Below are 14494 nucleotides of genomic sequence, written 5' to 3' on the forward strand. Positions count from 1 at the left end.
TGCTAATTTTTTAAGCTAAACCTGATTATTTGTTTCACGAATATAATGACCTGCACCGCGGGTAATATAACGTAGCTGCCAAATAACCCGCTCAATGAGTTCTTCGCGTTGTTGACCTTCTATATCAAGTGCTTCTGCACCGGCATTAAATACCAGTGTTACCATGGCTTCGGCCTGAATATAAGCGTGGATCGAATCGCACTTGGTTTCGCTTTCTAAATAATGCGCAAGCTCTAAAATAAAGTGCTTTACCTCACGAGCTACGGCGGCTCTAAAGGCTTTTGAGGTGCCAGAACGTTCTCGCAGCAGTAATCTAAATTGGTTGCTTGAGTTATCAATAAACTCCATAAAGGTTACAACCGAGGTATTTATTACGCTACCACCACTGGCTATACGTCTGCGAGCTTGGCGCATAAGCTGGCGAAGGGTTAAGCCTGCTTCGTCGACCATGGTTAAACCTAGCTCGTTCATATCTTTAAAGTGGCGATAAAAAGAGGTGGGGGCAATACCGGCTTCGCGGGCAACTTCGCGTAAGCTTAAATTAGAAAAACTATGATCAGCACTAAGCTGATTAAATGCCGCCTCAATTAAGGCTTGTCGTGTTTTTTGTTTCTGTTGTGCTCTAACACCCGACATCCACAGCTCCCTGAGTAATTTTATATGAAGTTTTAATGATAATTAGCCGAATTGTCTAGTCTAATACTTGACGCCAAGAGATTGAAACACTATTTTAGCTTACAGTTGTACGCTGAGAGTAAAAACGATGAATAAACCACCGATTATTTGGACAAACGTCCTATTTTTTAGCCTAACCTTTTTGGCGGCTGTCACACTTGTACCTTGGTACGGCATTAGTTACGGATTTACCAGCGCGCATTGGATTGCATTTGTAGGCTGTATGTTTTACGCAGGCCTCTCTATTACTGCCGGATACCACCGATTATGGGCGCATAAAGCCTATAACGTACACCCTGCAATAGAATTTATTTTTGCCCTTGGTGGCGCATTTGCTTTGCAAAACAGTGCGTTGCACTGGAGTAGCGATCACCGTATACACCACGGCCAAGTAGATGACCCAGTAAAAGACCCTTACGCCGCAACTAACGGCTTTTGGTACAGCCATATTGGCTGGATGCTACGTGATTACCAAGGCGACAGCTATAACGATTACAGTAATTGTCGCGATTTACAGCGCAATAAAATTGTTATGTGGCAGCATAAACACTACTTAAAGCTTGTTATAGCCATGAACGTCGGTTTACCGCTTGTGCTTGGTTTATTAGTAGGCGATGTGTGGGGCATGCTACTACTTGCAGGTTTATTACGCTTAGTATTGAGCCAGCATTTTACCTTTTTCATTAATTCATTGGCTCATATTTGGGGCTCACGCCCATACACTGAAAAAAACACCGCGCGCGATAATGGCTTTTTAGCGTTATTTACTTATGGCGAGGGTTACCATAACTTCCACCATATTTTTGCAAGCGATTACCGTAACGGTATTAAGTGGTTTCATTACGACCCAACTAAATGGATGATTCGCTCTTTAGCAGCGCTCGGTTTAGCCAGTAAATTAAAGCGCACCCCGGTTGAGCGCATAGAAAAAGCCAAAGCCGAAACGCTAATGAGTAAAACGCAAACGCGCCTTTCAAAATTGCCTTTAGCGCAAGATAAGCTTACATTATTACAACAAGAATACGATTTACTGCTGAAAAAGCTGCAAAATTACTGTTCACTACAAAAACAAGTGTTAGAAGCTAAAAAAAATAACATGGCAAAGCAGTGTGAACAATCAGCATTAATGACACAATACCATGAGCTGGAAGCCGCCTGGGAAAATCAAAAACAGGCATGGCTAGCACTTAATGCGAGGTTATTAAAAGCCTCTTTTAATTAATTTAGGAGTGGCTGTGGCCAAACAACCAGAACAGAAAAAAGCACCCGTAAGTTTCCAATATGACGCAATAATTATTGGTACGGGCCCTGGCGGTGAAGGCACCGCCATGAACCTATCTAAAAACGATAAAAAAGTAGCGGTTATTGAGCGCCAACAAGCTGTTGGCGGTGGCTGTGTACATTGGGGAACAATTCCTTCAAAAGCATTACGCCACTCGGTTAGCCGCTATATTGAATACAAAGCAAACCCACTTTTTAATGTTGGCGAGCGCCCTAGCCGCTTAACGTTTCCTGATATTTTAAGTCATGCAAGTTCTGTTATTTCTAAGCAGTCAAACTTACGTAGCAGCTTTTACGACCGTAACCGCATTCATATGTACCAAGGCGATGCGAGCTTTGTAGATAAACACACGGTTGAAATTAAGCGTCTTGATGGCTCAGCAGAGCGTATTACCGCTAAAACCATTGTAATTGCTACTGGCTCACGCCCATACCGCCCACCTGAGGTCGACTTTAGCCATTCACGTATTTACGACAGCGATACTATTTTAGGCCTAGAGCACGACCCACAACGTGTACTTATATACGGTGCGGGTGTTATTGGCTGTGAATACGCTTCAATCTTTAAAGGCTTAGGCGCTAAGGTAGATTTAGTAAACACACGCGACCGCTTATTAGCCTTTATGGATGCAGAAATTTCTGACGCGCTTAGCTACCATTTTTGGAACAGCGGTATTGTTATTCGTCATAACGAAGAGTTTGACCGTATAGAAACGCGCTCAGATTGCGTTGTCATGCATTTAAAATCGGGCAAGCGTGTAAAAGCCGACTGTATTTTATTTGCTAACGGACGCACAGGTAATACCGATACGCTAAACCTTGAAGCTATTGGTTTAAAAGCCGATGGTCGAGGCCAACTTAAAGTCAACGAAATGTACCAAACTGAGGTAGACAACGTTTACGCAGTAGGCGATGTAATTGGCTACCCAAGTTTAGCGAGTGCTGCATTTGATCAAGGCCGTATAGCTGCCGATGCTATTGCCTGCGGTAATTGCGAAGATAAGCTAATTATAGATATACCGGCCGGTATTTATACCATTCCTGAAATGAGTTCGGTAGGTAAAACAGAGCAACAGCTAACCGCTGCAAAAGTACCGTATGAAGTTGGTCGTGCTCAGTTTAAGCACTTAGCTCGTGCGCAAATTGCGGGTACAGAAGTTGGTAGTTTAAAAATATTGTTTCACAGTGAAACAAAAGAAGTACTTGGTGTGCATTGCTTTGGTGAGCGTGCCTCAGAAATTGTTCACATTGGCCAAGCCATTATGGAACAAAAAGGAGCAGGCAACACCGTTGACTACTTTGTAAATACCACATTTAACTACCCAACGATGGCAGAAGCCTACCGTGTTGCGGCGTTAAATGGATTAAATAGGTTATTTACTTAACCCGATTACTACACAGCAAAAAGCCCGCTAATTAGCGGGCTTTTTAATAGCTATTAATACTACGGCTGTTATTTGTGGTATTGCGCGCTTAGCTCATGTACTGCATTAATAAATACACCGGCGTTTTCTGGGTCTACATCTGGTGTAATACCGTGGCCTAAGTTAAATACGTGGCCATCACCTGTGCCAAAGTCTTCTAAAATAGTGCCTACTTCTTGGCGGATACGATCAGGCGTACCGTGAAGCATTGACGGGTCCATATTACCTTGCAATGCAACTTTATCGCCTACACGGCGTTTAGCGTCGCCAATATTAATAGTCCAATCAAGACCTACTGCATCACAGCCTGTTGCTGCAATTGCTTCAATCCACTGGCCACCATTTTTGGTAAATAGCGTTACCGGTACTTTACGGCCGTCGTATTCGCGAATTAAACCATCAACAATTTTATGCATGTATTGCAGTGAGAATTCGTTGTAATCGCGCGGACTTAATACGCCGCCCCACGAGTCAAATACCATTAACGATTGCGCACCGGCTTTTACTTGTGCGTTTAAGTAATCAATGACTGAATCAGCTAGTTTATCTAGTAGTAAATGTAGTGTTTGCGGCTCTGCAAACGCCATTTTTTTAATTTTACCAAATACTTTACTGCTTCCGCCTTCAACCATGTAAGTTGCTAGTGTCCACGGTGAACCCGAGAAGCCAATTAGTGGCACTTCGCCTTTAAGTTCACGGCGAATAGTACTTACTGCGTTCATTACATAGCCAAGCTCGTCAGTTGGGTCTAGCTTAGGAATCTTTTTAACATCAGCAAGTGACGAAATAGGGTTTTCAAATTTAGGGCCTTCACCGGTTTCAAAGTACAAACCTAAACCCATAGCATCGGGTATAGTTAAAATGTCACTAAATAAAATAGCAGCATCTAACGGGTAACGGCGAAGTGGTTGTAGTGTTACTTCACATGCAAGCTCAGCATTACGGCACAGGCTCATAAAATCGCCCGCTTGTGCACGTGTAGCACGGTACTCTGGTAAATAGCGTCCTGCTTGGCGCATCATCCATACCGGTGTTACATCAACGGGTTGTTTTGCAAGTGCACGTAAATAACGGTCGTTTTTTAATTCGCTCATAGCGTAAATAATCCTGAGGCTTATAGAAATTGTTCAAGATTGTACCACCATATTCTCCGGCTCTCTATCGCTAAGCTCGTAAAACATGTGTTACAGCTAACAGAACCTAGTTTGTTGCTTATTTAGTCACACTTGAGTGTTAAATAACCAAAAAGAACTAACAATAAAAACTTTTTGTTAATATGTTTGCAACATAACAAAAACCTTGGTATTGTTTGTCCCGCGTTAACAAGAACAATAATAAAAATCTTAAACAACAATAACAAAAATATTTATAATAAAAATAACAAAAATCTTCTATAACAATAAGAAAGCTTGTATTAACAGGCCAAAACAAGAAATTAAGCCACCTTAACCGGTGGTTTTTTCTTGCCTGCAATAAAATAATAATTTACCTACAATAAATACACTCATGCACCAGCTCATACCTTTTACTTGTTGATATACACTTAAATAAAATATATCTTGATGTATAAGAAAATTTAAATTTAACCATAAAAGTGACCCAGCTTAGGAGAACAGTAATGCTGACGCGCGTAGAGAAAGCTCAACAAAAATGGGGTGGTAGCCATACTGTCATTGATAAATGGTTAAACGAGCGCCAAGAGTTAATTGTACTTTATTGTAAAATGGCTGGGTTTTCGCCATACGACAAAAAAGATCACGCCTTACCAGAGCCAGAACAAATTCAATCATTTTGCCAAATTTTAATGGATTACTTATCTGCCGGCCATTTTGAAGTGTACGATGACATTGCAAAAGCCTGCGAAAGCAAGGGCCTTGAAAGCCAAGAGCTGGCAAATACAATTTACCCGCGCATTTCTAGCACAACAGATATTGCTTTAGATTTTAACGATAAATACGCAGAAGTAGATAAAGAGGACTTATTAGCAGAGTTTGATAACGATTTGTCGGTACTTGGCGAAACGTTAGAAGCGCGTTTTGAACTAGAAGATGAGCTAATAGATAATTTGTTTTCTAACCACACAGATTAATAAAATAGCTTACAAAAAAGGGACCGTTATGGTCCCTTTTTGCGTTATAAGCTACCGCTTATTGCGCAGGTGCTTCGTCATCTTGAATTTCAAGTAGTTCTACTTCAAAAACAAGCGTTGAGTTAGCTGGAATTTTACCTAGGTCACGATCGCCGTAAGCAAGTTCAGAAGGAATAGTGAACTTGTACTTAGACCCTACTGACATAAGCTGTAAACCTTCAGTCCAACCCGCAATTACACGGTTAAGAGGGAAAGTAGTTGGTTCGTTACGCGCATAAGAGCTATCAAACTCAGTGCCGTCTAATAAAGTACCTTTGTAATGTACTTTAACTACGTCTGTTGCTGCTGGCTTTTCGCCTTCGCCTTCGCCTTCGCTAAGTACTTCGTACTGTAGACCTGACTCAGTTACTGTTACGCCTTCTTTTTTAGCATTTTCTTCTAGGTATTTTTTACCTGCTTCTTTGCTTTTTTCAGACTCAACTTTAGCTTTAGCTTCTTGCTTTGCACGCACTGATGTATCTAGCTCAGTTAGCACTTCACGGATTTTTTCTTCATCGATTTTTGCATTACCAGCAAGCGCGTCTTCAAAACCACGAATTAATAGTGCTTGGTCTAGTTCAATACCAATCTCTGATTTATCAGCTAGGTCTTTATTTAAAAAGTTACCTACTGATGCACCAATACCGTATGCTTGTTGCTGCTCTACAGTGTCTAATTTAACTTCAGCTTGTTCTTGTTTTGCTTCTTGATTACAAGCTGTAAGCGCTAAAACCGACGCTGCAATCAATGACAATCTAATCGTCTTTTTCATTTTAAATCTCCGACACACTTTGCAGTTGTCATTTATTGTATTATTACTAGTTAAAGATTAACGGCCTACATGATAGGCTGCTTGTTTAATAACTAACTAAATTAAAACCTAACCTATTATAGTGATTAGACAAACACCCTAGGCCTTCAACGTGACCTAGTCTAACCTCTCAGTCACTAAGAGTTAAGAGGAAATACCTGTAATATGTCGATATTTCGTACTTTTTTAATCGCTTTTAGCTGTTTATTAGCCCTAGCTTGTAGCGATCAAAAACAGCAAGCTGCACAACGCTTTGAACACGCAGCACAGGGTGCGTTTTCCTCGGCAGTATCTAACGATGGTAAATACAGCCTAGTCTCCTCCATTCACCATGGGGTCGCCCTGTGGGATAATCAACAGCAGGTGCTAAAATATCAATGGTTTCAACAGCAATCACAAGAAAGCCTAGTATATGCTGTGGCTATTGCCTTTGATAATAGCGTGGCCGTTACCGCCGAAAAAACCACCTTTGCCGTGTGGGATATTAGCAGCGGCGAAAACCGCGGCTATTATAAAATTCAACAAGCCACTATTCGCGATATTGCGATAAGTAACCAAGGCCGCAGTGTTTTATACGGCAGAAGCGACGGCGTAGTGGTATTTTTAAACCTAGAAACCGGACGCCGCATTGAGTTTTTAGGCCACCAAGACAAAGTAAACACCGTTGATTTATCGCCTAATGGGCGCTATGCCTTAAGCGGCTCAAACGATTACGTTGCTTATTTTTGGGATACACGTACAGGGCAAGTAATTCATCGCTTTAATCACCCGACGCGTGTTACCCAAGTAACCCTAGACCCACAAGGTCGCTACGCATTTACCGCAGATAGTATGAAGCAAGCACATGTATGGAAGCTGACTACAGGTGATCTTGTGAGTAAACTGGCGTATATTGCGCGTCAGAAAATTTTTACTGCGGTACGCTTTAACGAACAAGGTACATTGCTGGCCACAGGCTCGCCCAATAAGCGCGTTGATTTATGGCAGTTACCCAGCGGAGAGAAAATTCAAACTTGGCAAGTCACACCACGTGAAGGCAGTAAGCCTAAATCGGCTGTGGTGCTAGATGTAACGTTTATAGATAACGGCAAGTCGTTGTTAACCGAGAGCTCGAGCGGAATTGCAGAGCACTTTACAATACGAGAAGCAAATGAACACAATTGAAAATCGTTTAATGGAGCTTGAGGCAAAAGTTGCTTTTCAAGACGAAACAATAGAAATATTAAATGACGAGCTAAAAGCACACCAACAGCAGCTTGCAAAAATGAAGCGCCAAACTGAGTTACTAGCAGAAAAACTTAAAGAAGCGCAGCAGCCGTCGTTAATGTCGCAAATGCAAGAGCCGCCTCCTCCACATTACTAGGGCATGTTAACCTTTGCGGATTGAAATTTGTTCAATCTAGGCAGAACCCGAAGGCAGCGCATGTTTGGCATTTATGCTGCGTTATCGCCTATTCATGTGGAACAACCACACTTCATAGGCTCTGCCTTGCCTAAAAAACCAAACATACTGCTACAAATTCAACCATCAAAGATCAACACGCCCTAAACACACGGCAAAATAAAACCGGGTTAATCGCCCGGTTTAAATACACCAATTACTTGTTCAAATTGGCGAGTAGATGCCTGAACAGCGTTATCGGGTTGCGCCATTTTGTGGCCGCACTCTACACACTCTACTTTTTCAACATCATGTTCTCTGTACAGCATCATGGTATCCATGGCTTTACATTCAGGGCACGATGCACCAGCAATAAATCGCTTCTTTTGTCTCACAACATTTTTCCTGTGGTTTGAACTGCACATATTTTATCGTATAACTTCCTATGTTGATACGCTTGATAAGAGCAATACGTTCTATGGTATGATAGCGCCAACTTAACCAGGGCACAGTAAAGTAACGCATTCATGATCCAAATCTCAGAAATAGAACTACTTCGTGGCGGAAAAGCCTTATTAAAAAATGCCTCGGCTACTTTATTTCCACAGCACAAAGTGGGCTTAGTTGGCGCTAATGGCTGTGGTAAATCTACCTTATTTAGTTTATTAAAATCTGAGCTGCAACTCGATGCGGGTGATTGCAATATACCTAAAGATTGGTCTATTGCTTCTGTAAAACAAGAAACCCCAGCCCTTGAAATAAGCGCCATTGATTACGTACTACAAGGTCACCCTGAATACTATGCATTGCGCATTGCCCTGCGTGAAGCTGAGCAAACAAACGATGGTGACACCCAAGCCAAAGTACATATTCAGCTTGAAAATATTAAAGGCTACAGCATAGAGTCAAAAGCGGGCGAATTACTGCACGGCTTAGGCTTTGCTAATCACCAAATAGAAAACCCTGTAAGCGCGTTTTCTGGTGGTTGGCGTATGCGTTTAAACCTTGCACAAGCACTTATTCGCGATGCCGACTTACTATTACTCGATGAGCCTACCAACCACCTTGATTTAGATGCCGTTTACTGGCTTGAGCGCTTTTTACGCGCCTACACAGGCACCTTGGTACTTATATCTCATGACCGCGAGTTTTTAGACGCCGTGGTTGATCAAATTTGGCATGTCGATAAACAGCTTATTAATGTGTACAAAGGTAACTACTCACAGTTTGAACGCCAAAAAGCAGAGCGCTTGTTACAACAACAAGCAATGTTTGAAAAACAACAAGAGCAAATTGCCCATCTTGAGCAGTTTATAACTCGCTTTAAAGCCAAAGCCAGTAAGGCCAAACAGGCACAAAGCCGTGTTAAAGCACTCGAACGTATGGAAAAGCTGGCACCTGCACATGCCGACTCACCGTTTGACTTTGAATTTGCCGAGCCAACAGCCCTGCCTAACCCGCTAATGACCCTAGATAAAGCAAAAGCAGGTTATGGCGATGTCACTATTTTAAATAATATCGCGCTAAACCTAGTTCCTGGCAGCCGTATTGCGTTACTCGGTCGTAACGGCGCGGGTAAATCAACGCTTATAAAGCTATTAGCGGGCGAGCTTGAGCCGCAAGCAGGTAAAGTGGTTCAACACCATGGCTTAAATATAGGTTACTTTGCGCAGCACCAACTTGAATCGCTTGATTTAAAAGCCAGCGCAGTGACCCATATTCAACGCTTAAACCCACAAGCCACTGAGCAATCATTACGTGACTTTTTAGGTGGCTTTGCATTTATTGGCGATAAAGCACTTGAACCCGTGGCGCCGTTTTCGGGCGGTGAAAAAGCCCGCTTAGTGCTAGCCATGTTGGTGTATCAAAAACCCAATTTACTACTACTTGATGAGCCAACTAACCACCTTGATTTAGAAATGCGCCACGCGCTAGTGATGGCACTGCAAGGCTTTGAAGGCGCCATGGTTACCGTATCGCACGATCGTCACATGCTTAAAAACACCGCCGATGAATTTTATTTAGTCGATGATGGCAAAGTCACTCAGTTTGGTTACGACTTAGATGCGTATTACCAATGGTTACTCAATGCCAATAAAGAAGCCGCTAAAAGCCAGCAACCTGACGAGCCAAAAGCAAATCCAAGCGTTAATCGTAAAGAGCAAAAGCGCCTAGAAGCTGAGTTTAGAAAAGCCATTCAACCGCTTAAAAAGCAAATTGAAAAGCTTGAAAAGCAGCTCGATAAATTTACTGCAGAGCTTAGCGAAGTTGAAGTAGCCCTTGGCGACAATACACTCTACAACGACGACAATAAAGCGCAATTAAAAGAGTTAATTGCTAAGCAAGCCACGCTTACCCCTAAAGTAAACGACACTGAAGAAGAGTTACTGATGGCGCTTGAAGAAATGGAAGAAAAAGAACAGGCCTTTGCCGATGAACTTGCTCAATAAAAACGACTTTTGGCAATTTGCCTGCGCTTTGTACGCAAAGCCTGGGCAACAACAAACCTTGCTGGCACTGCAAAACCAGCAAGGTAAAAACGTTAATCTGTGCTTATTTTTGCTGTACTTAGATTCACTTAAGCTAAGTATTAATGCCGAGCAGCTCAGTGCGTTAATAGCGTCGATTAATGAGTTTGATACGCAGGCACTTAAGCCACTGCGTGCAACGCGCAAGTATTTAAAAGCCAATCAAGAAATTATCAGCGACTATGCAAAAATACGCCAAGAGCTATTAAGCGCCGAATTAAAGCTTGAAAAGCAACAACAGCAAATACTGATTGATACAGCGAATAAACTTAGCTTTTTAGAAGCTGTAAAGCCAAACAATATTGAGCTGTATGTGAAAGCGACTTAGGCTGTCAGTTTTTACACCCTCCTCTAAATGTTCATTCTATTTTCTTTGTGCAAAAAATCTTTAAGCCAATTAATCACATAGAGGGTTAGAGACGCTGCGCTTTTAGAGAAAAATAAAAGCCAAGTTATAGTCGCTAAATGTATAAACCTTATTAACTGTTTAGTTCATAGCTTATGACTATCTTTTCTCATTTACTTCTCATTCTTTTCTCTTTGTGCAAAAAATCTTTAAGCCAATTAATCACAAAGAGGATTAGAGACGCTGCGCTTTTAGAGGAAAATAAAAGCCAAGCTAATATCACTAGAAATATAAGCCTAGCCTCTGTTGGCTTGTGGCTATCTTTTCTCATTCACTTCTCATTTCCTTCTCTTTGTGCAAAAGCTCTTTAAGCCAATTAATCACAAAGAGGGTGAGAGGCGCTGCGCTTTTAGAGAAAAATAAAAGCCAAGCTAATATCACTAGAAATATAAGCCTAGCCGCTGATGCCTTGTGGCTATCTTTCTCATTTACTTCTCATTCTTTTCTCTTTGTGCAAAAAATCTTTAAGCCAATTAATCACAAAGAGGATTAGAGACGCTGCGCTTTTAGAGGAAAATAAAAGCCTAGTTATTATTGCTAGAAATATAAGCCTAGGCGCTGCTGCCTTGTGGCTATCTTTCTCATCTGCTTCTCATTCTTTTCTCTTTGTGCAAAAAATCTTTAAGCCGATTGATTCTCAAAGCCTATAGGTGCTGCAGTAGAAACTGAATAACCCCAAAAACATGATCTATATCAACTTTACTTGGTTACTTTTTCCACGCAGGGAAATAGTTTGATCTCGATCACATTATGCTTTGCAAAGTCACTTTATGATGTCTCCAACAACTGAACGAGGAGATTAATCATGAACGTATTCTTTAGAGACTTTTTTAGCGACCCTGTTTTATTTATGTCTTTTGGGATTTTAGGCGTCGTGATTTCTCTTTGCCTATTTTACGCTTTTTACTTTATTAAAAAAATTAGCGAGGCTGAAGTTCCCGAGCATCATTAAGCACGACGCACAAAGCGCCTACTCAGGTTACTGATTAGGCGCTTTTTATTTTATAAAGCGAAAAATTTGGTACACTAACGTTTCGTTTTTTTCATAGTGCGTAGTACAAACATGATCAATAAGTTTAAACCAGCATGGTGGATGACCAATCGTCACGTTCAAACCATAATGCCGCGTTTTTTCCGTCCATTTCACAATACGTCCTACGAACTTGAGCAACTTGATACGCCCGACGGCGATTTTATTGAACTTGCATGGTCGCTGCCTCATAACGAAAACGCTCCCCTTGCTGTGGTTTTACATGGCCTTGAAGGCAACATAAATAGCTTTTATGCCAAAGGCATGATGAAAGCCTTAAAAAAGCAAGGTTATGCCGTAGTACTTATGCACTTTAGAAACTGCTCAAGCGAAGTTAACCGCTTACCGCGTGCTTATCATAGTGGCGATACCGCCGATTTAGCTTTTTTTATAAATCATTTAAGGGAGCAATTTCCCAGCCGCCCTATTATGGCTGTTGGTTTTTCGTTAGGGGGCAATGTACTAGCTAAATACCTAGGCGAAGAGCGAGAAAACTGCCCGTTAAGTGCTGCAGCCGTGGTTTCGGCTCCTTATGATTTATCATCATCAAGCGATGTTATTCGTAAAAGCTTAGGCAAAATTTATCAAAAATATTTGCTCGATAGAATGAAAAAATCAATGCAGCGTAAATTGCCACAAATTAAGCAGCAAATACCTATTACCTCTGAGCAGTTAATGAAAATTGACGATTTGCTAGAGTTTGATAATCAACTAACCGCTCCACTGCATGGCTTTGAAAACGCACACGATTACTATCGCCAAGCCAGCGCAATGCCCTACTTAAAACATATTGCGATTCCTACGTTAATAATTCATGCCAAAGACGACCCAATGTTGTCGATTAAAGCCGTGCCAAGTAGGCAAGATGTGAGTGAGCATGTTACCCTGAGCGTCTCTGAAAAAGGCGGCCACGTAGGGTTTATTAGCGGTAATAATCCGTTTAGGCCGGTATTTTGGCTTGAACAAGCCGTCCCTCATTATTTTGGCCAGCACGTCCCCACTAAAGCGAGCAGTAAGCAGTTATGATTATCCCTTTTGAACAACTTGATAAAGACACCCTCTATAACCTAATTGAAAGCTACGTGCTTCGTGAAGGCACCGATTACGGTGAGCAAGAAGTGAGTATTCAAAGTAAAGTAGCGCAGGTTAATCAGCAGCTTAGAAATGGTGAAGCGATGGTGTTTTTTTCTGAGCTACATGAGTCGGTCACTATTATCTCAAAAAATGAATTTAAAGCACTGCAAAGCGAAGAGCATGAAGCGCAGTCGTTTGATTAGCGCCTAACACTTGTAACTTTTGAGCTGAACGTACACAATGGCTTTTTACCCAAAGAGCCAAAACATGATAAAACTCAGCACTCTAGTGGTAGCCATATCACTAGCTTTAACACCACAAGCCTTTGCAGAGCAAGTAAAAAGCCCGTCAGACAAAGCAGTAAAACTAGCAAAAGACACTATTTTAATCGACACCCATATTGATGTACCTTATCGTATCCACGAAAAATGGGTTGATGTAACTAAAGCCACCGACGGCGGCGACTTTGACTACCCTCGCGCAGTACAGGGGGGTTTAAACGCCCCTTTTATGTCGATTTATATTCCTGCTCACTTAGAATTTGAAGGCAAAGGTAAGAGCTACCAGCTAGCCAATCAAATGATTGATAGCATGGAAGCCATTGCACAGCGCGCCCCTGAAAAATTTGCTATTGCTAGCTCAACAGCGGATATAGAAGCGCAATTTGAGCAAGGTAAACTGTCAATTGCGATGGGCATGGAAAATGGCTCGCCAATTGAAGGAAAAATGGAAAACCTTCAGCACTTTTTTGACCGCGGTGTACGCTACATCACACTTGCGCACTCGCAAAGCAACCATATTTCTGACTCGTCATACGATATTCGCCGTAAATGGAAAGGTTTAAGCCCATTTGGTAAAAAGCTAATTACTGAAATGAACAACGTCGGTATGCTAATTGACGTATCACATATATCAGATGATGCGTTTTATCAGGTAATGGAGCTATCTAAAACGCCGGTTATTGCTTCACACTCATCACTGCGCAAATACACGCCAGGCTTTGAGCGTAATATGAATGATGACATGTTATTAGCGCTTAAAAAGAATGGCGGGGTTATTCAAATTAACTTTGGCTCAAGCTTTGTAACCTCTAAAGCCGGTGCGTGGTACAAAGACCTTAAAAGCACTAAAGAGACCGTTAAAAAAGAAGGCACTAAGCCAAGTAAAGACTTTGATGCAGCGTACCGCGCTAAAAACCCATTCCCGTTTGCAAGCCTTGAGCAAGTACTTGATCATATTGATCACGTTGTAGAGCTTATTGGCATTGATTACGTGGGCATTGGCTCTGACTACGATGGGGTTGGCGATTCGTTACCGATTGGCTTAAAGGATGTATCTAGCTACCCTAACCTAGTACAAGGCTTAATGGACAGGGGTTACAGCGATTCAGACATTAAAAAGATTTTAAGCGAAAATACGCTAAGGGTTTGGAAGCAAGCCGAAGCATATGCGAAAAAGCACTAAGCTGTAAGCTGTCAGTTGTCAGTTGTCAGTTGTCAGTTGTCAGTTGTCAGTTGTCAAAAAATTTAATTAATAGCACGGCTTAAAGTCGTGCTTTTTTATGTGTTAAGTATAATTTAACACCAAGCTACTAATAGCTGATAGCTAAACACTTTTCTTCAGGCATTAAAAAAGGCCACCGAAGTGACCTCTTTTTAGTATTAATTAGCTAGGCTAATTATTACTCTACGATAGTTGCTACAACACCAGCACCTACAGTACGGCCACCTTCACGGATAGCGAAACGAAGACCTTC

At 41.7% G+C, this 14494-nt stretch carries 15 protein-coding genes and 1 pseudogene; 11 read left to right on the forward strand and 5 right to left on the reverse strand.

Annotated features, from left to right (window positions below; translation table 11 throughout):
* Positions 1–15: 15 nt before the first annotated feature.
* Complete coding sequence (fabR, locus tag MTF68_RS17295) at positions 16–636, reverse strand: HTH-type transcriptional repressor FabR (protein WP_004589390.1); 621 nt, start codon at positions 634–636, stop codon at positions 16–18.
* A 127-nt stretch (positions 637–763) separates the two neighbouring features.
* On the opposite strand from fabR, the gene MTF68_RS17300 reads away from it, so the two are divergent.
* Both MTF68_RS17300 and sthA read left to right on the forward strand, forming a co-directional pair.
* Positions 764–1897: a fatty acid desaturase gene (locus MTF68_RS17300; protein ID WP_054983308.1), complete on the forward strand. Its 1134-nt coding sequence runs from the start codon at positions 764–766 to the stop codon at positions 1895–1897.
* Between the two features lie 13 nt (positions 1898–1910).
* Entirely contained in the window at positions 1911–3341 is a 1431-nt protein-coding gene (gene sthA / locus MTF68_RS17305; protein ID WP_055255264.1) for a Si-specific NAD(P)(+) transhydrogenase, read from the forward strand.
* A gap of 68 nt (positions 3342–3409) precedes the next feature.
* Here sthA and hemE read toward each other — a convergent pair whose 3' ends face one another.
* The gene (gene hemE, locus MTF68_RS17310; RefSeq protein ID WP_024033935.1) at positions 3410–4474 is read right to left on the reverse strand and encodes a uroporphyrinogen decarboxylase; all 1065 of its coding nucleotides are present in this window, start codon (positions 4472–4474) and stop codon (positions 3410–3412) included.
* A gap of 524 nt (positions 4475–4998) precedes the next feature.
* On the opposite strand from hemE, the gene MTF68_RS17315 reads away from it, so the two are divergent.
* Positions 4999–5469, forward strand: coding sequence for an Rsd/AlgQ family anti-sigma factor (locus tag MTF68_RS17315; protein ID WP_004589394.1), 471 nt, complete (start codon positions 4999–5001; stop codon positions 5467–5469).
* Between the two features lie 58 nt (positions 5470–5527).
* Here MTF68_RS17315 and fkpA read toward each other — a convergent pair whose 3' ends face one another.
* Positions 5528–6280 (reverse strand): FKBP-type peptidyl-prolyl cis-trans isomerase, encoded by a 753-nt coding sequence (gene fkpA / locus MTF68_RS17320; protein WP_248463155.1) that lies wholly within the window; start codon positions 6278–6280, stop codon positions 5528–5530.
* Between the two features lie 204 nt (positions 6281–6484).
* Here fkpA and MTF68_RS17325 point away from each other — a divergent pair, with 204 nt between their 5' ends.
* A complete protein-coding gene (locus MTF68_RS17325; protein ID WP_024033936.1) occupies positions 6485–7483 on the forward strand; it encodes a hypothetical protein in 999 nt (332 codons plus the stop codon).
* The gene (locus MTF68_RS17330) at positions 7470–7682 is read left to right on the forward strand and encodes a SlyX family protein (RefSeq protein ID WP_004589619.1); all 213 of its coding nucleotides are present in this window, start codon (positions 7470–7472) and stop codon (positions 7680–7682) included. The genes MTF68_RS17325 and MTF68_RS17330 overlap by 14 nt, the downstream gene beginning before the upstream one ends.
* Before the next feature lie 209 nt (positions 7683–7891).
* Here MTF68_RS17330 and MTF68_RS17335 read toward each other — a convergent pair whose 3' ends face one another.
* Positions 7892–8095, reverse strand: coding sequence for a YheV family putative zinc ribbon protein (locus MTF68_RS17335; RefSeq protein WP_004589620.1), 204 nt, complete (start codon positions 8093–8095; stop codon positions 7892–7894).
* Positions 8096–8227: 132 nt separating this feature from the next.
* Here MTF68_RS17335 and MTF68_RS17340 point away from each other — a divergent pair, with 132 nt between their 5' ends.
* The 6 genes from MTF68_RS17340 (at position 8228) to MTF68_RS17365 (ending at position 14202) form a co-directional block, all read left to right on the forward strand.
* Positions 8228–10150, forward strand: a complete 1923-nt coding sequence (locus tag MTF68_RS17340) for an ATP-binding cassette domain-containing protein (RefSeq protein ID WP_064384660.1) — start codon at positions 8228–8230, stop codon at positions 10148–10150.
* Positions 10134–10556 (forward strand): TIGR02444 family protein, encoded by a 423-nt coding sequence (locus MTF68_RS17345; protein ID WP_248463156.1) that lies wholly within the window; start codon positions 10134–10136, stop codon positions 10554–10556. Before MTF68_RS17340 ends, MTF68_RS17345 begins: the two co-directional genes overlap by 17 nt.
* A gap of 883 nt (positions 10557–11439) precedes the next feature.
* Positions 11440–11586 carry a hypothetical protein gene (locus MTF68_RS17350; RefSeq protein ID WP_004589623.1) on the forward strand — a complete coding sequence of 49 codons (147 nt, stop codon included), beginning with the start codon at positions 11440–11442 and terminating at the stop codon, positions 11584–11586.
* A 111-nt stretch (positions 11587–11697) separates the two neighbouring features.
* Positions 11698–12690, forward strand: a complete 993-nt coding sequence (locus tag MTF68_RS17355) for a hydrolase (RefSeq protein WP_024033940.1) — start codon at positions 11698–11700, stop codon at positions 12688–12690.
* A complete protein-coding gene (locus MTF68_RS17360) occupies positions 12687–12941 on the forward strand; it encodes a YheU family protein (RefSeq protein ID WP_004589625.1) in 255 nt (84 codons plus the stop codon). The genes MTF68_RS17355 and MTF68_RS17360 overlap by 4 nt, the downstream gene beginning before the upstream one ends.
* Before the next feature lie 64 nt (positions 12942–13005).
* Positions 13006–14202 carry a dipeptidase gene (locus MTF68_RS17365; protein WP_029773025.1) on the forward strand — a complete coding sequence of 399 codons (1197 nt, stop codon included), beginning with the start codon at positions 13006–13008 and terminating at the stop codon, positions 14200–14202.
* Between the two features lie 217 nt (positions 14203–14419).
* On the opposite strand, the pseudogene MTF68_RS17370 reads toward MTF68_RS17365, so the two are convergent.
* Positions 14420–14494, reverse strand: a pseudogene (locus MTF68_RS17370) (elongation factor Tu); the annotation flags it as partial.

Source organism: Pseudoalteromonas sp. 2CM37A, assembly GCF_023161885.1.
GTDB classification, from domain to species: Bacteria; Pseudomonadota; Gammaproteobacteria; order Enterobacterales; family Alteromonadaceae; genus Pseudoalteromonas; species Pseudoalteromonas atlantica.

Excerpts from the sequence above, each read along its gene's own strand:
- fabR (WP_004589390.1), bottom strand. The coding sequence starts at position 636 with ATGTCGGGTGTTAGAGCACAACAGAAACAAAAAACACGACAAGCCTTA.
- MTF68_RS17300 (WP_054983308.1), top strand. The coding sequence starts at position 764 with ATGAATAAACCACCGATTATTTGGACAAACGTCCTATTTTTTAGCCTA.
- hemE (WP_024033935.1), bottom strand. The coding sequence starts at position 4,474 with ATGAGCGAATTAAAAAACGACCGTTATTTACGTGCACTTGCAAAACAA.
- MTF68_RS17315 (WP_004589394.1), top strand. The coding sequence starts at position 4,999 with ATGCTGACGCGCGTAGAGAAAGCTCAACAAAAATGGGGTGGTAGCCAT.
- fkpA (WP_248463155.1), bottom strand. The coding sequence starts at position 6,280 with ATGAAAAAGACGATTAGATTGTCATTGATTGCAGCGTCGGTTTTAGCG.
- MTF68_RS17325 (WP_024033936.1), top strand. The coding sequence starts at position 6,485 with ATGTCGATATTTCGTACTTTTTTAATCGCTTTTAGCTGTTTATTAGCC.
- MTF68_RS17330 (WP_004589619.1), top strand. The coding sequence starts at position 7,470 with ATGAACACAATTGAAAATCGTTTAATGGAGCTTGAGGCAAAAGTTGCT.
- MTF68_RS17340 (WP_064384660.1), top strand. The coding sequence starts at position 8,228 with ATGATCCAAATCTCAGAAATAGAACTACTTCGTGGCGGAAAAGCCTTA.
- MTF68_RS17345 (WP_248463156.1), top strand. The coding sequence starts at position 10,134 with ATGAACTTGCTCAATAAAAACGACTTTTGGCAATTTGCCTGCGCTTTG.
- MTF68_RS17350 (WP_004589623.1), top strand. The coding sequence starts at position 11,440 with ATGAACGTATTCTTTAGAGACTTTTTTAGCGACCCTGTTTTATTTATG.
- MTF68_RS17355 (WP_024033940.1), top strand. The coding sequence starts at position 11,698 with ATGATCAATAAGTTTAAACCAGCATGGTGGATGACCAATCGTCACGTT.
- MTF68_RS17360 (WP_004589625.1), top strand. The coding sequence starts at position 12,687 with ATGATTATCCCTTTTGAACAACTTGATAAAGACACCCTCTATAACCTA.
- MTF68_RS17365 (WP_029773025.1), top strand. The coding sequence starts at position 13,006 with ATGATAAAACTCAGCACTCTAGTGGTAGCCATATCACTAGCTTTAACA.